Source organism: Streptomyces sp. NBC_01465, assembly GCF_036227325.1.
Classification (GTDB): Bacteria; Actinomycetota; Actinomycetes; order Streptomycetales; family Streptomycetaceae; genus Streptomyces.
In genome coordinates this window covers 7,876,513-7,895,570 of the sequence record NZ_CP109467.1, presented here as the reverse complement: position 1 = coordinate 7,895,570, position 19,058 = coordinate 7,876,513, and the positions used below count along the sequence as shown (strand labels likewise).

The following is a 19,058-nucleotide window of genomic DNA, read 5'->3' as shown; positions in this document are numbered from 1 at the left end:
TCGCGCAAGTCCCCTGTACCCAGAGGATTTTCCTTGTGGAAACACTCTTGACACGTCCGGGAACGTTCGCAAGGATCCACCGCATCCAGCAGGTGTACGACGACGAGGAGGCCGTCCGTGGCAGTCACGATCCGGGAGGTGGCGAGCGCAGCAGGCGTCTCGGTCTCGACGGTGTCCCGCGCCTTCACCGCCCCCGACCAGGTGCAGCCGAGGACGAGGCAGCGCATTCTGGACGCGGCGGCCAAGCTCGGCTACGCCCCCAACCCGGCGGCCCGCAGCCTGCGCGGCGGCTCCACCGGCACCCTGGGGATGATCATCCCGGACATCGCCAACCCCTTCTTCCCGCCGATCGTCAAGGCGATCCAGGCCCGCGCCCGGCGCCAGGGCTTCACGGTCCTGGTCGCCGACAGCGACGAGCACGAGACGGACGAACTGGCCACCATCGCGGCCGTGTCCAAGCGGGTCGACGGTCTGGTCCTCTGGGCCTCCACGCTCAGCGAGGACCGGCTGCTCGAACTGGCGGGCCAGATGCCCCTGGTGATCGTCAACCGCCACGTGCCCGGCATCCCCGAGGTCCGCATCGACCTGTCCGCCGGGATCACCCAGGCGGTCGAGCACCTGCGGGCGTACGGGCACCGGCGCTGCGTCTTCATCAACGCCTCGCGCGACGAGCTCACCCGCGGCAAGTCCATCCACGAGTCGTTCGAGGCCCTGGACCTTTCCGTCGTCGAACTCGGCCCCTACGAACCGCGGTTCGAGACCGGCGTGCACGCCGCCACCCTCGTCGCCGCACACGGGGCGACGGCCGTGATCGCCCACAACGACCTGGTCGCCCTCGGCGTACTGCACCAGATGAACTCACTCGGAGTGAGCGTGCCCGGCGACGTCAGCGTCATCGGCATCGACGACACGCTGCTCGCCTCCGTCTCCACCCCCAGCCTCACCACCATCAGGATCGATCCGGAGGAGATCGCCGCCAAGGCCGGAGACCTCCTCATCGAGACGATCGCCGGCCGGGCGAACGGCGCCGGCGGGACCCCGGTCGTGGAGATCGGCTCCCGGCTCGTCCCGCGCGCCTCCACGGGCCCCGCGCCCACCCGCTGACCCCTCGTACGACCTTCAGGCACGCCCTCCCTAGGTACCCCCTGCTCTTCTTGGAGTCGAGATGTCCCCAATATCCCGTCGTGCAGCCGTACTCGGCTGCGTGGCCGTCACCGTCGCCCTCTCGGGCTGTGCCGCCGTCACGCCCAGCAAGTCCGGTTCCAACGGCGATGTCGTGCTCCGCGTCCAGGGCATGCCGCCGGCCACCGACAAGCCGGGTCTGGCCCTGTTCAAGAAGCAGGTCTCCGACTTCGAGAAGGCCAACCCGGGCATCAAGGTGCAGGGTTCGACCACCGTCTTCGACCCGCTGACCTTCTCCGCCAAGCTCGCGGGCGGCAGCGTCGAGGACGTCATCAAGGTCCCGCTCACCGAGCCGCAGCGCCTCATCCAGCAGAAGCAGGTCCAGCCCATCACCGGCCAGCTCAAGGCCTGGGACCACTTCAAGGAGTTCAACCCGCAGATCCTCAAGCCCCTGAGCGACACCGCGGGCGACGTCTACGGCGTACCGCAGAACCCGTACGCACAGGGCCTGGTCTACAACCGTGACCTCTTCAAGAAGGCCGGCCTCGACCCCGACAAGCCGCCGGCCACCTGGGACGAGGTCCGCGCCGCCGCCAAGGCGATCAGCGAGAAGACCGGCAAGGCGGGCTACGTCCAGGAGTCCAAGGAGAACCAGGGCGGCTGGCAGCTGACGATGCTCAGCTACGCGTTCGGGGGCGACCTGGAGACGCAGCAGGGCGGCAAGTACAGCGCCACGTTCACCGGTGAGGCCACCCAGAAGGCGCTCGGTCTGCTCAAGGACATGCGCTGGAAGGACGACTCGCTCGGCAAGAACCTGCTCAACAACCAGACCGACGTCATCAAGAACTTCGCGGCCGGCCAGATCGGCATGTACATGGGCAGCCCCGGCACCTACCGGCTCGCCAAGATGCAGTTCTCCATGGAGAACACCGACGCGTTCGGGGTCGCCCCGCTGCCCCAGGCGGGCGGCAACGCCACCCTCACCGGCGGCGACATCTACATGGTCCCCAAGTCCGCCGACACCAAGCACGCCGCAGCCGCCGTCAAGTGGCTGACCTTCGCCTACGCCGAACCGCAGTACAGCACCGACGCGGCCGCCACCCAGGCCAAGGCCCTCTCCGCCGACCCCAAGTCCGCGGTGGGCGTGCCGACCCTGCCGGTCTTCGACGCCGCCCGGCAGACCGCGATCAACGCCGCGATCAAGCCGTACGTCAATGTGAAGCTGGACCACTTCAAGCCGTACATCGACGGCCTGTCGAAGCTGGAGCTCAAGCCGGAGCCCTCCTACCAGGCGCAGCAGCTCTACACCGCGCTCGACACGGTCGTCCAGGCAGTGCTCACCAAGCGCGACGCCGACATCCCCTCGCTGCTCGCCGCAGCGGAGAAGGACGTCAACGCCAAGCTCGCCGCGGCCCAGAAGTAGCCGGTCATGACCCTGCTCACCCACCCCCGGCGCGCCGAAGCCGTGTCCAAGGAGCCCGCGGAGCGGGCCGTGGACCGCAGGCGCACAGGCGGACTGCGCAAGCAGCTGACGGCCTGGCTCTTCCTCGTGCCCACGCTCATCGTCTTCGGGCTCTTCGCCTGGTGGCCGATCGTGCGCAGCCTGCTGATGAGCTTCCAGAAGACCAACCTCGTCGAGCCCGCCACCTGGGTCGGCCTGGACAACTTCCGGGCGCTCTTCGACGATCCGCTGCTCTCCACCGCCGTCGGCAACACCCTGTTCTTCGTCGGCCTCGGCCTGCTCATCGGCTTCCCCGCCCCGCTGATCCTGGCCGCCGTCATGTCGACGGTGAGGCGCGGCGCCGGGGTGTACCGCTTCCTGGTCTATCTGCCGGTCGTCATCCCGCCGGTGGTCGCGATCCTGCTGTGGAAGTGGTTCTACGATCCGGGCACCGGCCTCTTCAACAGCGCGCTCGGCACGATCGGCCTCGGCCCGTACCCCTGGCTGGAGTCCTCGGACTCCGCGATGCTCTCGCTGGTCCTGGAGTCCACCTGGGCCGGCATGGGCGGCGCCGTACTGATCTACCTCGCCGCGATGGTCTCCATCCCGGGCGAGCTGTACGAGGCGGCCGAGGTCGACGGCGCCGGGATCTGGCGGCGCATCTGGCACATCATGCTGCCCCAACTGCGGTCGGTCATCGGCCTGTTGCTCCTGGTGCAGCTCCTCTCCACCGTGCAGGTCTTCACCGAGCCGTACGTCTTCACCGGCGGCGGCCCGGAGAACTCGACCCTCACCGTGCTGCTGCTGATCTTCCGTTACGCCTTCCAGGACGGCCAGTACGGCCAGGCCGCCGCCCTCTCCTTCCTGATGGTGCTCACCCTCGCCCTGCTCTCCGCGGTCTATCTGCGGGCCACCCGCAGCTGGAGCAAGTCATGACCTCGCTGACCACCTTCGTCTCCACCAACGACCGCCAGCGGCCCGGCGTACGGGCAGCCGTGCGCTCCATCCAGGGGCTCACCCTGGTCCTGCTGCTGCTCATCGGCATCGGACCGCTGTACTGGATGGTCAAGGGCGCGGTCACCCCGCCCACCGAGCTGAGCAACCACCCCCTGGCCCTGTGGCCGGACCGCCCGCTCCTGGGCAACTTCTCGACGGCGTACACCGATCTGAGCATCGGCCACTACCTCATGAACACCTTCCTGGTGGTCGGCGGATCGTGGTTCGTGCAGCTCTTCATCTCCGCGACGGCGGGCTTCGCCCTGTCCGTGCTGCGGCCGAAGTTCGGGAAGGTGATCTACGGGGCGATCCTGGCCACGATGTTCGTGCCGTACTCGGTGAACATGGTCAGCCTCTTCATGACCGTCATCGACGTGCCCTTCCTGCACCTCAACCTCGGCGACACCTACTGGGCGATCTGGCTGCCGGCCGGAACCAACGCCTTCACCGTGCTGCTCGCCAAGCAGTTCTTCGACGCACTGCCCAAGGAGCTCTTCGACGCGGCCAGGGTCGACGGCGCCAACACCTGGCAGCTGCTCACCAAGATCGTGCTGCCGATGAGCCGTCCGGTGCTCGCCGTGATCAGCCTGCTGGCCGTCATGCACAGCTGGAAGGACTTCATCTGGCCGCTGGTCGCGATCACCGATCCGGAGAAACAGCCGATCAGTGTCGCCCTCGCCCAGCTCGCCACCCAGGCGCCGCAGGACCAGCTCATCGCCGCGATGGTGCTCGCCGTCGCGCCGCCGGTCCTCGTGTTCGTCGTCTGCCAGAAGTACATCGTCGCCGGACTCGGCTTCACCGGCGTCAAGGGCTGACGCCCGCACCACAGCGCAACTCCCCCATCGCAGCTTCCTCTTCGGGACAAGAGAAAGGCACTGCCATGTCTGTCGCACGCCGCAGATTCCTCCAGGGCACCGTCGTCGCCACGGGCGCCGCCCTCCTTCCGGCGGGTGTCGCGCACGCCGCGGACCCCGTCACGCTCACCGCCGAGGGCATCACGCTCGTCGGCGGAACCGACGGGAGTGTGCTGCTCAAGGACGCCGCCGGCACCAGCCGTCTGCTGCTCACCCACTTCATGATCAAGGACAGTGTGCTGGGCCAGCAGCGCACCTTCGGCGGCACTCCGTCGCAGATCACGCTGGACGACGGCCGCCCCGCGCTGAAGATCACGTACATCCTGGGCGGCGGCGCCCCCGGCATCACGGTGACCGGCACGTTCGACGTCACCGCGCACAAGGCGCACCTGAAGTGGGAGGTCGCAGGCTCCACCACGCTGACGCCCACCGGGTTCCTGTTCGCCCGCGCCGCGCAGGGCACCGGCGCGACCGAGTCGTACGAGGCGCTGACGGTCTGGGAGAAGGACGCCCGAGGCGGCATTCCGTACGAGGTCAACGCGGGCGCCGTCTACACCGACACCTGGCCGGACGCCACCACCTTCACCTGCCTGTCCGCCACCACCCCCTCGTACACCAACGCCACCTGGGTCCACGCCCCCGGTACGTCGACGGGCACGACCTCCGCCGTCACCGAGGCCGACATCGTGCTCGGCACCATGCGGCCGCGCGGCGCGGGCGCCCTCGCGAAGGGCCGGCCGCTGGGCGTGGAGGTGTGGACCGACCAGCCGTTCAACCTGTACAAGGCCGCCGGGCAGACCATGACGCTCAAGGCGCAGGTGGTCAACGGGGCGGCCGCGGACCGGCCGGTGACCCTGAACTGGTGGGCGCGCGACTTCGCCGGCACGCAGATCGGCGGCGGCACGGTCTCCCGTACGGTGGCCGCCGGTACGGCGTGGGACGCCGCCTTCACGGTCACCTCGCCGTCCCAGGGCATTGTCTTCACCGAGGTGGAGGCAGTCGCGGGCAGCGACACCGCGTTCGCCCGGACCAACCTCACGGTCCTGCCGGACTTCGCGTACCAGGCGGGCGACGAGTCGATGTTCGGCATCGCCAACTACCCGTGGCTGCTGAAGCCGAACCAGGACGCGGTCCTCGGGCTGATGAAGACGCTGGGCATCAAGCGTGTCCGTAACGCCTACGCCGGAGCACCCGGCATCGACATCGCGACCCTCGACGCCCACGGCATCGGGCACAACGTCGAGCTCAGCTCCATCCCGCTGGGCGGCACGGCCGAGCAGATCGCCGCCTGGGCCGACACGAACGTCGCCAAGGCGATCGACTCGAAGGCCCCGTACTTCGAGGTCGCCAACGAGGTCAACACCCCCTGGATGTCCGGCCGGGGCGCCGATGTGTACGTCAGGGACGGACTGCGCCAGGTCACCGACCGGCTGGCCGCCGCGGGCTCGACGATGAAGGTCATGAACGCGGGCCTCGGCGGCATGGACTACGTCTGGACGGAGAACTTCCACGCCGCGGGCGGCTGGGACCTCATCGACGCCTTCGCCATCCACCCGGGCCGCGGCAACTTCACCGCCGACTACGCCCCGCCCGTGGAGGAGTGGAGCCAGGGGACGAACGGTTCGTACTGGAACTTCCTCGGGGCGGTGCGCAAGGCCAGGGAGACCGTCGACACGTACGGCGGCAACAAGGAGCTCTGGCTCAGCGAGGCGTACGCCCCCACCAAGCCCAACTCCTGGTGGCACGACACCTACCGGCACGCCGCCGAGAACGTCCTGCTCTCCCTCGCGCTGGCCAAGTCCGAGGGGGTGCGCGGCGTCAACTGGTACCAGCTGCACGATTCGGTCATCAGCCACCCGCAGTCGGCCGACCCGACCAACGTCGAGTACCACACGGGCCTGATGAACCGCGACACGAGTGCCAAGCCCTCGCTGCTCGCGTACGCGACGGCCGCCCGCGTCCTCGACCGGGCCACCTACGTCCGCCCGCTCGTCTTCGCAGACCCCGACGTCAAGGGCCTCCTCTTCACGACGCCGGACCGCGGCCCGGTGTCGATCCTGTGGAGCCGCAAGGACGGCTACGTCCTCAACGCCGACCACGGCGACGACGCCTGGTACGCGTCCCCCGAGCCCTGGACCGACACCTGGGCGACGAAGACGGCCGTCGTCGCCCACTCCGGCGCGGTCGCGGGCACGGTCACCGTACTCAACTGCATCGGCCAGGAGAGCACGCTCACCGCCGCCGGCGGCAAGGTCACCCTCACCCTCGACGGCGCACCGCGCATCTTCTACGGTCTCGCCGCCAACCCCGACTGGAAGTAAGCCATGAGGAACGAAACCGCACGACACGACATCACCGTCGTCGGCGGCGGCCTGGCCGGGGTCTGTGCCGCCATCGCGGCCGCCCGGCTGGGCCGGACGGTCGCGCTCATCAACAACAGGCCGGTGCTCGGCGGCAATTCGAGCAGCGAGGTACGGGTCTGGGTGTGCGGCGCGACCGGGCACGGCAAGAACCACCACGCCCGCGAGGGCGGCATCATGGGCGAGCTGCTGGTGGAGAACCAGTTCCGCAACCCCGACGGCAACCCGTACTACTGGGACACCGTGGTCCTTGACGCCGTACGCGCCGAGCCGAACCTCACCCTCTACCTCAACACCGATGTGCGCGAGGTCGACGCCGAAGGCCCCGACGACGCACGGCGGATCACCGCCGTCACCGGCTGGACCATGGGGTCCGAGCGCCGTATCCGCTTCGAGAGCGAGGTGTTCCTCGACTGCACGGGCGACGGCCTGATCGGGCATCTCGCGGGGGCGCACCACCGCATCGGCCGCGAGGCGTTCGCCGAGTACGGCGAGGCGTGGGCGCCCGAGACCGCCGACGACATCACGCTCGGCTCGACGCTCCTCTTCTACACGAAGGACGCAGGGCGGCCGGTGAAGTACGTACCGCCGAACTTCGCCAAGGACATCACGAAGACGTCCATCCCGCAGCGCCGCATCATCAAGGCGGGCGACAACGGCTGCGCGTACTGGTGGATCGAGTTCGGCGGCGAGCTCGACACGGTGCACGACAACGAGAAGATCCGCGACGAGCTGTGGGCGGTCATCTACGGCATCTGGGACCACATCAAGAATTCGGGCGAGTTCGACGCGGAGACGATGACCCTGGAGTGGGTCGGCTCGGTGCCCGGCAAGCGCGAGTACCGCCGCTTCCTCGGCGACTACGTCCTCCACCAGGGCGACATCCTCGGCCAGAGCGAGTTCGCCGACCGCGTCGCTTTCGGCGGCTGGTCGATCGATCTGCATCCGCCGCAGGGCGTGTACGCGGCCGAGGACGGCGCCAAGCAGCGCTACGCGGACGGGATTTACCACATCCCGTACCGCAGCCTTTACTCGGTGAACACCACGAATCTCCTCTTCGCGGGCCGCAACATCTCCGCGAGCCATGTCGCCTTCGGCTCGACCCGGGTGATGGCGACCTGCGCCACGATCGGGCAGGCGGCGGGGACGGCGGCCGCGCTCTGCGCCGAGCAGGGCCTGACCCCGCGTGCACTCGACGTCCCCGCTCTGCAGCGGACGCTGCTGCGCGAGGACGCGTCGGTGATCGGCCTGGCCTGCGCGGACACCGCGGACCTGGCGCGGCACGCCACGGTGACGGCGTCCTCGACCCTCACGGGTATCGCGGCCGAAACACCCGACGAGCAGTGGCAGTTGACCGCCGACGCGGGCATCGTGCTGCCCGTGGACCCGCAACTCACCGGCGTGGAACTCCTCCTGGACGCGGAGCGCGACACCGACTTGGTCGTCGAGCTGTACGACCCGGAGCTCGGCCAGAACTACGTCCCGCGCCGCCTGATCTCCACCGCCACCGTGCCCGTGTCCGCCGGCGCACAGCAATGGGTCAAGACGGGTCTGGAGTGGTCCCCCGACACTCCGCGCAACGCCTTCCTCCTCGTACGCGCCAACGAAGCACTCACCCTGCGCCTCGCGGACCGCCCGACCCCCGGCGTCCTGTGCTTCACCCGCATCCCCCTCCGCCCCCAGGACGAGACGCCGCAGCCGCTGCGCGAGTGGACCGACGCCGGACTGCTGCGCCGCACGTTCTGTCTCCGTACGGGAGAGACGTCCGCCTTCGCCCCGGCCAAGGCTGTCGACGGATATCTGCGCCCGTACGCAGGACCGCACCAGTGGGTATCGGAGCCGCAGGACACCGGCGCCTGGCTGGAGTTGGCCTGGCCGGAGCCCGTCACCCTGGGCAGGATCGACGTCATCGCCGACGACGACGTCAACGAGGACCTGATCAATCTGCACCACCACAGGACCCCGTTCGACGTACTGCCCACCCTGCTGCGCGACTTCCGCATCGAGGCGCGCGATCCGGACGGCTCCTGGCGGACGCTCTCCCGTACGCAGGACAACCGTCGCCGCCGCACATCCCTCACCCTGGAGGAGTCGGTGACGACGGACGCGCTGCGGGTCGTCGTCGAGGCCACCAACGGTTCCGCGTCGGCGCACATCGTCGCCGTACGCGCCTACGCACAGGAGTAGTCGGAATGGTCAGCAGAGTCATGGTCACCGGGGCGGCGGGCAGGATCGGCCGCGCCGTGCTCGCCCTGCTGGCCGAGCACGGCATCGAGGCGAACGCCCTGGTCCTGGACGACCCGGGCGACCTCGCCGCACGGCTGGTGGTGACGGGGGACGCCGCCGAGGAGAAGAGCGTCCGGGCCGCGCTGGAGGGCGCGGACGCGGTGATTCATCTGGCGGCGATCCCGACTCCGGAGCGCAACACTCCGCTCGAGGTCTTCGGCGGCAACACCAAGGCCACTTTCGTGGTCCTCGAGGAGGCGGGCCTGGCGGGGGTCCGGCAGGTGGCGCTGGCCAGTTCATGGGGTGTGACGGGCCTGCCCTGGACGTCGGTCGAGGACCCGCACCCCGCGTACGTACCCGTCGACGAGGCCATGGAGTCGCAGGTCGAGGACGCGTACGGCCTCTCCAAGCAGGCCGACGAGCTGACCGCGCGGATGATGGCGCGGCGGCACGGGATGAGTGTGGTCGCCCTGCGCTACCCGTTCGTCGGCGGCTTCGACGAACGCCTGCGCGCGCACGCGGCCCGCGTCACGGCCGAACCGGCGCTCGGGGCGCGGGACTTGTGGACGTACCTGGAGGTCAGGGACGCGGCCCGCGCCGCCCTCCTGGCACTGGACGTCACCGAGCCCGGCGCCCACACCGTGCACCTCTGCGCCCCCGAGACCCTCGTCCCGTACGACACAGAGGACCTCCTCCGCCGCTACCACCCCACCACCAGACGGCTGCGCCCGCTTCCCGGGCGTACCGCCCCGGTGGATCTCACGGCTGCCGAACGGCTGCTCGGCTTCCGTGCGCAGCACCTGCTCGACTGAGACGGGTTGTAGGTGGACTTGCCGTCGATGTGCTCCGACCAGTTGGCGATGGCACTGCTGGTGGACGGCTGGCGCGAGGGCGCCGTGGCGTTCGGGGAGTCGCGGTCCGGGAGATCTGTGCGGAGCCAGCCGGCGGTCGACTTGCGGTTGATGTCGATCAGCCGGCGATCACCGGCCGCAGTGTCGATGGTGCGACGGGTCGCCACGGCTGCGGCATTGAGCCGACAACACCGCCGCCCGCCACGACCACCTCCTGGCCCACCTGCGCGCCGCCGGCCTCGGAGCCCTGCCGGACCTGGGCTTCCGCGGCCTGGACAACGACGTACTCGACCTCAAGAAGGCAGTCGCCCACGGCGAATTGGAGTGTCCCGGTAACCGTGCGTACTGGCCCATCGCCTGTGACCCATTGAGCCGGCCCCGTCCGGTCCCCTGGAACCGGCGTGCGTCAGGGCTGAATGTTTTCCAGGTCCTCGAGGAGGCTGGAGTGGGTCGGCTGCCACCCGAGGGCGTTGCGGGTGTGGGCGCTGGACGCCAGCTGGTCCATGGCGAAGATCGGGCCGAACGGGCCGAAGGTCTCCTCCGACACCGCCTCGACCGGCAGACCCAGTCGCCGGCCGATGACTGTGGCGATGTCCCGCACCGCGTCGCCCTCGTCGCCGACGGCGTGCCAGGCTGTCCCGGCCGGTGCGGACTCAAGGGCCAGACGGAACAGGACGGCTGCGTCGAGTGCGTGTACGGCCGGCCAGCGCTGGGTGCCGTCGCCCGGGTAGCCGGCCACCCCGGTGCGGCGCGCTTGATCGGACAACAGGCCGGCAAAACCGCCCTTGCCCTCGTTGTGGACCGTGCGCGGCATGCGGACAGCCGTGCTGCGCACACGACTTGAGGCGAGGTCCAGCAGTGCATTGACCGAACGGCCCCGACCGCCCACCGGTCCGTCGGTCGGCAGCGGATCGGCCTCGGTGGAGGCGCGTCCCGGCACCCAGGGCGTCCCGGAGACCGTGACAATCGGGCGGTCGCTTCCGATGAGTTCCTGCCCCAGCGTGGCGAGAGCAGCGCTCTCCTCGGCGATGGCCTGCGCGAGAGCGTCCGGACTGCTGTAGTCGCGTCCGAACGCCAGACTGATCACGCCGTCGCACTGCGCTGCGCCGGACCGCAGGACGTCGAGGTCCGCCAGGTCTCCTCGCAGCACCTTGGCACCAGCACTTTCAAGGGTCTGCGCGGAGCCGTCCGAGCGGGCCAGTGCGAGAACGGTGTGGCCGTTGCCGAGGAGTTCGGCGACGACGGCGGAGCCGATGGTGCCGGTACCGCCGGTGACGAAGACATGCATGAGCTCTCCCTGAAAGTGATGGGACTGTTGTCCCATCACTGACCCTACATGGTGACGGGACAGGTGTCCCATCACCTATCCTGGTCGCATGACCAGATGGCAACCGGGGGCGACCCAGCGACTCGTCGTTGCGGCCGTCGACCTCTTCACCGAGCAGGGTTACGACGCCACCACGGTGACGCAGATCGCCGAGCGCGCCGGTGTCACCAAGAGCACCTTCTTCCGGCACTTCTCCGACAAGCGCGAGCTACTGGTCGCCGGCCAGGAGACGCTCAGCAGGCTGCTCGCCGATGGCATTACCGAGGCCCCTACGAGCGCCAGCCCGCTCCAGGCGGTAGCAGCCGGTCTCGAGCGCGCATCGAGCGCCATGGGGCCGGCGAACCGCGAACTCGGCCCCCGCCTCAAAGCAGCCGTGGCAGCCAGCACCGAACTACAAGAGCGCGACGCCCTCAAGAGCGTCGGTCTCGCGGCCGCCATGACAGCCGCGCTCATCGCCCGTGGCGTCGCCGACCCGACCGCGCACCTCGCGGGCGAGCTGGGGGTCCTCGCGTTCAAGCGGGGATACGCCCAGTGGTCCGAAAGCGATCGCGATGACACAGAAGGGCTCGCGCCACATGCACTGGCAGCCCTGGAAGACCTGCGTGCGGCAACGGCATCGCTGGGCTGATCCATGCCGCCCGGCTGCCGGCGCCATGGGCGCTGCGGCGCCCGTCGACTGCCTCCGAGACACCGAGCTCTTCCTGACAGACCTCCAAGCCAATTGCTGACAGATGACCTACTGCGCAGACAGCCCCCCAGGACCAGCGTGAGCACAGCTTCTGGGGCTGGACCAAGCTGAGCACGGTCACATGGGCGGAGGGGCGGCCGTCACCGCGGACGGCGCTCGGCCGGGGACGCCGGCCGAGCGGGTTCTCAGACCGTGAACTCCCTGATCACCGTGTTCCTGAAGACCGCGCCGCCGTCGACGCTGAACAGTGCGAGCCCCGTGTCGACGAGGTAGGGGAACGCCTCCATCGAGTGCACATAGCGGCCGTCGTCGAAGAACACCTCGACCGTGGTGCGGTCGACCAGTATGCGCATCGTGACCTTCCGAAGCGACGGGTCGAAGGGCGTGTGGCTCTCCTGCCAGTTGCCCGAGGTGTCGGGGTTGGCGGCGCCGCGCCGGTTGACGAAGGCGTAGTCGTTGTAGACGCCCGCGTCGATGTGGCGGCTTCCGTCGCCGGATCTGCGCAACTGGACTCCTGCGCCCCTCCGGCCTGGATCGGCACGTCTCGCGCACCGTGGACCTCGGCGACCTCGCCGTCGACGGCCAGCTGCTGCTCGACTAACCCGACCAGATGTCACCGTTCGCGCGTGTCTCCTGGCCCTCAACTCGACCCTGGTGGCCGCACTGACCGCCACCGGCCAGATGATCACAGCCGGTCTTGCCGGCTAAGCCTTCGCCCGCCTCGAATTCTGCTTCAAGAAGCCGCTGTTCGGCCTGGTCCTGGCGACCATGACGGTGCCGCTGCAGGTCACGATCGCGCCGGTCTTCCTCGTTCTCAAGTCGATGGGCCTCACCGACACCCTGCTCGGACTGATCGTCCCGGCGTTCCCGACCGCTTTCGGCACGTTCCAGATGTGCCAGTACTTCCTCGGCATGCCCAAGGACCTCGGGGAGGTCGCGATGATCGACGGCGCGGGTCCTTGGCTGGTCTTCCGCTCGGTGTACGCACCGCTCGCCGCCCCGGCCTGTCCAGCATCGGCGTACTCGCCTTCAACTACCACTGGAACGAGTTCTTCCGGCCGTTGGTCTTGGAGACCTCGCCCCAGAACTTCACGCTGCCGCTCGGCCTGGTCTCCCTCCAGGGCAATCTCGGCACGTGTTCCATCTCCGTGGTCCTTGCCGGAGTCGTGCTCTCCATGATCCCCGCCATCGCCGTCTTCGCCATCGGCCAGCGCCCTCTCCGTGAGGGCATCACTTCCGCAGGAGTCAACAGGTCACCTTCTTGGCCGTGAACGGACCGGGCTTGGGATCTCGGTGGTTCACGCCTTGTCGCGCTCCCGACTGCCCGCTACGAGGGGGCGGTCACGGGTCGCATCTCCCCGACCTTGCGTGGCTACGCTGTGCTGGGGACGGGCATGGTGACGAATGCCCACGCCGAGCGTGCGCGGTTGCGCACGTTGACCCCGGCGACGACGTCGGCTGGTCCAGCGAGACCGCACCGACGACAACGGAACTCATCCCGGGTCGGCCGGTTGGCCTTCTCGGTATGTCCGCAGCGCGGACAGCGCTGCGAGGTGTAGGCCGGATCCACTTCCACAAACGCGACCCCGGCCTGGCGTGCCTTGTAGGCGAGGTGTTGTTCAAGCTGGTGGAAGGGCCAGGAGGAGAGCGTGCCGCGCTGGTCACGTCGAAGCCGTACCCGGTCCCGGAAGCCGTCCAACTGCTCGACGGCAATCCCGCGACCGGTGCGTTGGGCGACCGACACGATCTCCTTGGCTATTTTGTGGTTCAGGTGGGTGGCATGGCGCTGCTCCTTCTTCGCCCGCCGGGCGAGGCGGCGTTTGGCCGAGCGGGTCTGCTTCTTCTGCAGCTCGGCCCGCTTGCGAGCGCACCAGTTGCGGTAGCGGCGCAGGCCTCGGCCCTGGTAATTGGTGCCGTCGGAGGTGGTGGCCAGGTTCACGATCCCGCGATCCACTCCGATGAAGTCCACCGGCTCAGACACCTCGGGGTCGGAGACATCGCAGGTCGCGATCAGGAACCACTTCCCGCCCTCGTACACCAGGTCAGACTCGCCCTTACGGTACTGGTCCAGCACCTTCAACTGGTCGGCGGAGCCGGTGTAGGCGACGCCTCTCATCCGGCCGTGCACGGTCCAGATCGAGACCGTCCGCGCGTCGTGCTGCCACGACAAACACCGATCATCAAACGGTTGCGCCGCCTCCGGACGGAAGGCAATCGGGTGGGACATGGCCGCCCTGTACCGCTGGGAGGTGGGCTTGCCCAGCAGACCATTCCTGGCCTGCGCGGTCAGGGTGGTGTAGGCGTCGGCGACCTTCTTGATCGCCCGTACCGTGGGCTGCGCGGACAACCCGAAGGTGCTCTTCACGTCCGTGTACAGGAGTCTCTGCAGACCGTTGCGGTCCTTGATACCCCGCTCGAACGCCACCCTGGAGACATGGTTCGCGGCCCGGTTGCAGGCGTGCAGGGTCGCCTCAAGTGCCGTGGCCTGTACGGGCGACGGCAGCAGCTTCACCCGCACCACCAGCTTCATCACGGCCGACGCTACGACCAACACCCCCGCGCACCACAATCTTTCCGACCTCTATACATAAACCCGAGACAACAGGGATGTAGGTCCGTATCCTCCCTCCGCAGGGAGCTGCCGCTTCGCCTCGCTCTTCTCCACCACCGCCAACGGCAACCGGATGTTCAGCGACCTCAACTCCGTCCAGCTCTTCCTGGAGGCGGGCGGCATGGCGCTCGCGCCCTTCCTGGTCAACCGGCTCGGCGCGAAGAAGTCCCTGCTCGTCTCCGGCTGCATCATGGCGACCCGGATCCTCCTCTCCGGGCTGGTCACCGACCCGGCCGCGATATCCGCGGTCAAGCTGCTGCACGCGGCAGAGCTGCCGATCATGCTGATCGCCGTCTTCAAGTACATCAACGGCCACTTCGAGTCCCGGCTGTCGTCCTCCATCTATCTGGTCGGCTTCCAGCTGGCGACGCAGATCGGCGCGGCGGTCATCTCCCCGCTGGCGGGCGTCGGTTACGACCGGATCGGCTACCCCCACACCTATGTGATCATGTCGCTTTTCGTGGCCCTCTTCACCTTCGTCTCGGTCTTCACCCTCCGCTCCGACACCAAGGTCCTGACCGGCACACTGCCCGTTCCGGACCCGCAGCCCGCCCGGGTGCCCCTGAACGTCTGACCGCGCTGGTCCACCGCGGCCGGAGCTCGTAGGCTCCGGCCGTGCCGCCGTACCTCCGAAAGGAAAACCCTGTGATCGTCGTCGCCGGTGAGGCTCTGATCGACCTGGTGCCGCAGGCCCGTGGTGACGTGCTGGCACCGCTGCTGCCCGCGCGCGGCGGCGGCCCGTACAACACCGCCGTCGCACTCGGGCGGCTCGGGGCGGACGTCTCCTTCTGTTCGCGCGTCTCCACCGATGCCTTCGGCGGGTCTCTGGTCGCACGGCTGGCGGAGGAGAAGGTCGACACGGAGCTCGTGCAGCGCGGGCCCGAGCCGACCACGCTCGCCGTCGCGTCGCTCGACGCGGGCGGCTCGGCCTCGTACGGCTTCTACGTCGAAGGCAGCGCGGACCGGCTCTTCGAGGTGCCCGGTCAACTGCCCGACCGGACAAGGGCGCTGTCGCTCGGCACCTGCTCGCTGGTGCTCGAGCCGGGGGCGAGCGCGTACGAGGAGCTGATGCGGCGGGAGGCCGCGCGCGGGGTGTTCATCGCGCTCGACCCCAACATCCGGGCCGGGCTGATCCCGGACGCGGACGCCTACCGGGCCCGGTTCCGCAGCTGGCTCCGTCACGTCTCCCTCCTCAAGCTCAGCGAGGAGGACGCCGAGTGGCTCGGGGCCGACGTCCCGGGGTGGCTGGCCGCCGGGCCCGCCGCGGTCGTGGTCACCCGGGGCGGGGACGGGCTCACCGTCTTCACCCAGGGCGGCGCCGAGATCTCCGTACCCGGCGAGAAGGTCGAGGTCGTCGACACGATCGGCGCCGGAGACACCGTCAACGCGGCCCTGCTGCACGCGCTCGACCGGCGCGGTCTGCTGGCGCCCGGCGCCCTGGCAGCCCTGGACGACGACGGCTGGTCCGAGGTGCTCGGCTTCGCCGCCCGCGCCGCCGCCGTCACCTGCTCGCGTGCCGGCGCCGAGCCGCCGTACGCGGACGAACTGCCGCCGCCGCTCGCCACGAAGGGGTAACCGTGGGGCCATATGCCCCGCCACGCCACCGCCTACCGCCGCGACCGGCCCGCCTCCAGTGAATGATCAAGGGCCGAGGGCGCGGGACGTCCGCGTCCCGCAGCCCTCTGGAGGTGACGTGCGGCATGGCCCGCCAACAGACCGTCAGTCCACGTCTTCGGTACTGGTTCGACAACACGATGTCCCGCGGCACACCGGCCCTGATCGGCTGGCTCTCGGCGATCAGTCTGGCCATCGTGATCCCCACGAGCGCCCTGCTGGTGTGGGCCGACGTCCACACACCGACCACGGTGCACAACCAGCTCCTCCAGATCTGGCGCACCGTCGGATCGACCTTCAAGCTGGGCGGCGCGGTCGGCACACCGGCCTTCGTCCTGCTGTCGGTTCTGCTGGCCCTGGTCGGGCTGTTCTTCGCCTCCACCCTGGTCGGGCTGATCGCCGCGGGCGTCAACCGCAAGATCATGGACCTGCGCCGCGGCAGATCGGTGGTCCTCGAAGAGGAGCACACCGTGCTCCTCGGCTGGTCGGAGCAGATCTTCCCGATCGTCTCCGAACTGATCGAGGCCAACTCCAACCAGCGCCGTTCGACCGTCGCGATCCTCGCCGAGAAGGACAAGATCGCCATGGAGGACGAGATCCACGCCCGGGTGGGCAGGACCGGTTCCACCCGGGTCATCTGCCGCACCGGCACCCCGACCGACCCGTCGGACATCGACCGGGTCAGCCCGCACAGCGCCCGGTCGGTGATCGTCCTGACGCCGGGCGGCGAGGACGGTGACGCGGAGATCGTCAAGACGCTGCTCGCGCTGACCAGGAGCCCCCGCACCAGGACCCGCGAGCGTCCGCACCACTTCGTCGCCGCCGTACAGGACGGGCGCAACCGGGAAGCGGCCCGGCTCGCCGCCGGATCGGGGGCCTGTGTCCTGAGCGTCGACGACACCGCGGCACGCCTGATCGTGCAGACCTGCCGTCAGCCGGGCCTCTCGCTCGTCTACATGGACCTGCTCAACTACGCGGGCGACGAGTTCTACATGCTCACCGAGCCCGCGCTGGTCGGCAGGACCTTCGGCGACGCGCTCCTCGCGTACGACACGTCGTCGGTGATCGGGCTGCTCCGCGCCGACGGCTCGCTCGCCCTCAACCCGCCCTCGGCCGCCCCCGTGCGCGAGGGCGACCGGATCATCGCCATCTCCCGCGACGACGACACCGTCGTCGTCTCCGGCCGGGACCACCCGGTCGACGAGGCCGCCATCGTCGAGCCGAAGGCGCGCGAGCAGCAGCCCGAGCGGATCCTGATGCTCGGCTGGAACCGGCGGGCGACCGCGGTCATCACCCAGTTGTACGACTACGTGGCCGACGGCTCGGTCCTGGTCGTCGTCGCCGGGGACTCGGCGATGTACGAACAGGCCGAGGCCCCGGGCACCTCGGCGGAGCGCCTCAAGGTGTCCTTCCAGGAAGGCGACGTCACCGAGCGGGAGTTGCTGCGCAGCCTGGACATCGGCGCGTACGACCACATCGTCGTGCTGAGCGAGGACGACGAGGAGTCGGGCCGCAAGGCGGACAGCCGCACGCTCGTCACCCTGCTGCACCTGCGCGACATGGAGACCGCCGTGGGACGCGACCTGCCGGTGGTCGCCGAGCTCACCGACGACCGCAATCGTGCCCTCGCCCCGGTCAGCGAGGACAACGACTTCATCGTGAGCGGCAAACTGATCAGTCTGCTGATGACGCAGGTCGCCGAGAACCGGGAACTGGCCCGGGTCTTCGACGACCTGTTCCGCGCCGACGGCAGCGAAATCCATCTCAAGCCGGCGGAGGACTATGTCGTCCTCGACCGGGAGATCGCCTTCTACACGGTCGTGGAGTCGGCCAGGCGCCAAGGCCACGCGGCGATCGGCTTCCGGCGCCAGTCCGGAGAATCCGGTACGCGCCTCAACCCCGACAAGCAGCAGCGGCTCACCCTCAGCGCGGGCGACAGCGTCATCGTCCTGGCCGCGAGCTGAACCCGCCGCGTCAGGCGTTGACGTCCACCACCGTGCGGCCGCGCACCTGCCCGGCGAGGATGCGGTCCGCGACAGCCGGCACCTCGTCGAGACCGACGACCGTCGTCATCGATTCCAGCTTCTCCAGGTCCAGGTCGCGCGCGAGACGGTCGTACGCCCTGATGCGGCGCTCCATCGGCGCGTGGACGGAGTCGATGCCCGCCAGCGTGACACCGCGCAGGATGAACGGCAGTACGGTGCCGGGCAGTTCGACCCCCTGGGCGAGACCGCAGGTGGTGACCGTGCCGCCGTAGCGGGTGGCGGCCAGCGCGTTGACCAGGGTGTGGCTGCCGACCGTGTCGACGGCCCCCGCCCAGCGCTCGGAGGCGAGCGGGCGGCGGCTCGGCTCGGAGAGGGTCGTACGGTCGATGATCTCGGCCGCGCCCAGGGCCCGCAGATAGTCGGCGGTCTCGGGGCGGCCGGTGGAGGCGAGCACCCGGTGACCGAGCTGGGCCAGGAGCGCGACGGCGACCGAGCCGACGCCGCCCGCCGCGCCGGTGACCAGGATGCCTCCGCTCTCCGGGGTCACCCCGGCGTCCTCCAGGGCGAGGACGCTGAGCATGGCGGTGTATCCGGCGGTGCCGATGGCCGCCGCCTGCCGGGTGGTGAGCCCGGCGGGCAGCGGGACCAGCCAGTCGCCGCTGACCCTGGCCTTCTGGGCGAGGCCGCCGTCGTGGCTCTCCCCGACTCCGTAGCCGTTGAGGACGACCTTGTCGCCGGGGGCGAACCGGGCGTGCGTGGAAGACTCGACGGTGCCGGCGAAGTCGATGCCGGGGACCAGCGGGTAGCTGCGCACGATGCCCTTGTCGGCGAGCGCGAGACCGTCCTTGTAGTTGACGGTGGAGTAGTCCACCGCGACGGTCACATCGCCCTCGTGCAGATCGTTCTCGTCGAGGGTCACCGTCCCGGCGCGGCGGCCGGCCTCGTCACTGACGATGCGGATGGCACGGAATGACATGGTTCGC

13 protein-coding genes and 3 pseudogenes are annotated in these 19,058 nt (G+C 69.4%); 12 read left to right on the top strand and 4 right to left on the bottom strand.

All coding sequences use genetic code 11. The features are described from left to right. Window positions 1–117: 117 nt before the first annotated feature. The 7 genes from OG707_RS36690 (at window position 118) to OG707_RS36660 (ending at window position 9,811) form a co-directional block, all read left to right on the top strand. A complete protein-coding gene (locus tag OG707_RS36690; RefSeq protein WP_329126181.1) occupies window positions 118–1,104 on the top strand; it encodes a LacI family DNA-binding transcriptional regulator in 987 nt (328 codons plus the stop codon). A 61-nt stretch (window positions 1,105–1,165) separates the two neighbouring features. Beyond that, complete coding sequence (locus OG707_RS36685; protein ID WP_329126178.1) at window positions 1,166–2,545, top strand: ABC transporter substrate-binding protein; 1,380 nt, start codon at window positions 1,166–1,168, stop codon at window positions 2,543–2,545. A gap of 6 nt (window positions 2,546–2,551) precedes the next feature. After that, window positions 2,552–3,499: a carbohydrate ABC transporter permease gene (locus OG707_RS36680; protein WP_329126176.1), complete on the top strand. Its 948-nt coding sequence runs from the start codon at window positions 2,552–2,554 to the stop codon at window positions 3,497–3,499. Further along, the gene (locus OG707_RS36675; RefSeq protein ID WP_329126174.1) at window positions 3,496–4,374 is read left to right on the top strand and encodes a carbohydrate ABC transporter permease; all 879 of its coding nucleotides are present in this window, start codon (window positions 3,496–3,498) and stop codon (window positions 4,372–4,374) included. Before OG707_RS36680 ends, OG707_RS36675 begins: the two co-directional genes overlap by 4 nt. Window positions 4,375–4,439: 65 nt before the next feature. Beyond that, on the top strand, window positions 4,440–6,734 hold the full coding sequence (locus OG707_RS36670; protein ID WP_329126172.1) for a hypothetical protein: 2,295 nt from the start codon (window positions 4,440–4,442) through the stop codon (window positions 6,732–6,734). A gap of 3 nt (window positions 6,735–6,737) precedes the next feature. Continuing rightward, entirely contained in the window at window positions 6,738–8,960 is a 2,223-nt protein-coding gene (locus tag OG707_RS36665) for an FAD-dependent oxidoreductase (RefSeq protein ID WP_329126170.1), read from the top strand. Window positions 8,961–8,965: 5 nt separating this feature from the next. Continuing rightward, window positions 8,966–9,811 carry an NAD-dependent epimerase/dehydratase family protein gene (locus OG707_RS36660; protein ID WP_329126168.1) on the top strand — a complete coding sequence of 282 codons (846 nt, stop codon included), beginning with the start codon at window positions 8,966–8,968 and terminating at the stop codon, window positions 9,809–9,811. A gap of 445 nt (window positions 9,812–10,256) precedes the next feature. On the opposite strand, the gene OG707_RS36655 is transcribed toward OG707_RS36660, so the two are convergent. Continuing rightward, complete coding sequence (locus tag OG707_RS36655; protein WP_329126166.1) at window positions 10,257–11,138, bottom strand: SDR family oxidoreductase; 882 nt, start codon at window positions 11,136–11,138, stop codon at window positions 10,257–10,259. 88 nt (window positions 11,139–11,226) lie between these two features. Here OG707_RS36655 and OG707_RS36650 point away from each other — a divergent pair, with 88 nt between their 5' ends. Continuing rightward, entirely contained in the window at window positions 11,227–11,805 is a 579-nt protein-coding gene (locus OG707_RS36650) for a TetR/AcrR family transcriptional regulator (RefSeq protein ID WP_329126165.1), read from the top strand. Between the two features lie 245 nt (window positions 11,806–12,050). Here the strand turns inward: OG707_RS36650 and OG707_RS36645 are convergent. After that, window positions 12,051–12,386 (bottom strand): annotated as a pseudogene (locus OG707_RS36645) (GH32 C-terminal domain-containing protein); the annotation flags it as partial. Between the two features lie 109 nt (window positions 12,387–12,495). Here OG707_RS36645 and OG707_RS36640 point away from each other — a divergent pair. Further along, a pseudogene (locus OG707_RS36640) lies at window positions 12,496–13,136 on the top strand (carbohydrate ABC transporter permease); the annotation flags it as partial. A 101-nt stretch (window positions 13,137–13,237) separates the two neighbouring features. Here the strand turns inward: OG707_RS36640 and OG707_RS36635 are convergent. Further along, a complete protein-coding gene (locus OG707_RS36635; protein ID WP_329126163.1) occupies window positions 13,238–14,395 on the bottom strand; it encodes an RNA-guided endonuclease InsQ/TnpB family protein in 1,158 nt (385 codons plus the stop codon). A gap of 127 nt (window positions 14,396–14,522) precedes the next feature. On the opposite strand from OG707_RS36635, the pseudogene OG707_RS36630 reads away from it, so the two are divergent. From OG707_RS36630 to OG707_RS36620, 3 genes and pseudogenes are all read left to right on the top strand, one after another. Continuing rightward, window positions 14,523–15,050 (top strand): annotated as a pseudogene (locus OG707_RS36630) (MFS transporter); the annotation flags it as partial. A 71-nt stretch (window positions 15,051–15,121) separates the two neighbouring features. Next, window positions 15,122–16,051 (top strand): carbohydrate kinase family protein, encoded by a 930-nt coding sequence (locus OG707_RS36625; RefSeq protein ID WP_329126161.1) that lies wholly within the window; start codon window positions 15,122–15,124, stop codon window positions 16,049–16,051. 125 nt (window positions 16,052–16,176) lie between these two features. Next, complete coding sequence (locus OG707_RS36620) at window positions 16,177–18,054, top strand: CASTOR/POLLUX-related putative ion channel (protein ID WP_329126159.1); 1,878 nt, start codon at window positions 16,177–16,179, stop codon at window positions 18,052–18,054. A 10-nt stretch (window positions 18,055–18,064) separates the two neighbouring features. On the opposite strand, the gene acuI is transcribed toward OG707_RS36620, so the two are convergent. Further along, window positions 18,065–19,051, bottom strand: a complete 987-nt coding sequence (acuI, locus tag OG707_RS36615; protein ID WP_329126157.1) for an acrylyl-CoA reductase (NADPH) — start codon at window positions 19,049–19,051, stop codon at window positions 18,065–18,067. Between the last annotated feature and the right edge of the window lie 7 nt (window positions 19,052–19,058).

Excerpts from the sequence above, each read along its gene's own strand:
- OG707_RS36685 (WP_329126178.1), top strand. The coding sequence starts at position 1,166 with ATGTCCCCAATATCCCGTCGTGCAGCCGTACTCGGCTGCGTGGCCGTC.
- OG707_RS36680 (WP_329126176.1), top strand. The coding sequence starts at position 2,552 with ATGACCCTGCTCACCCACCCCCGGCGCGCCGAAGCCGTGTCCAAGGAG.
- OG707_RS36675 (WP_329126174.1), top strand. The coding sequence starts at position 3,496 with ATGACCTCGCTGACCACCTTCGTCTCCACCAACGACCGCCAGCGGCCC.
- OG707_RS36670 (WP_329126172.1), top strand. The coding sequence starts at position 4,440 with ATGTCTGTCGCACGCCGCAGATTCCTCCAGGGCACCGTCGTCGCCACG.
- OG707_RS36665 (WP_329126170.1), top strand. The coding sequence starts at position 6,738 with ATGAGGAACGAAACCGCACGACACGACATCACCGTCGTCGGCGGCGGC.
- OG707_RS36660 (WP_329126168.1), top strand. The coding sequence starts at position 8,966 with ATGGTCAGCAGAGTCATGGTCACCGGGGCGGCGGGCAGGATCGGCCGC.
- OG707_RS36655 (WP_329126166.1), bottom strand. The coding sequence starts at position 11,138 with ATGCATGTCTTCGTCACCGGCGGTACCGGCACCATCGGCTCCGCCGTC.
- OG707_RS36650 (WP_329126165.1), top strand. The coding sequence starts at position 11,227 with ATGACCAGATGGCAACCGGGGGCGACCCAGCGACTCGTCGTTGCGGCC.
- OG707_RS36635 (WP_329126163.1), bottom strand. The coding sequence starts at position 14,395 with ATGAAGCTGGTGGTGCGGGTGAAGCTGCTGCCGTCGCCCGTACAGGCC.
- OG707_RS36620 (WP_329126159.1), top strand. The coding sequence starts at position 16,177 with ATGGCCCGCCAACAGACCGTCAGTCCACGTCTTCGGTACTGGTTCGAC.
- acuI (WP_329126157.1), bottom strand. The coding sequence starts at position 19,051 with ATGTCATTCCGTGCCATCCGCATCGTCAGTGACGAGGCCGGCCGCCGC.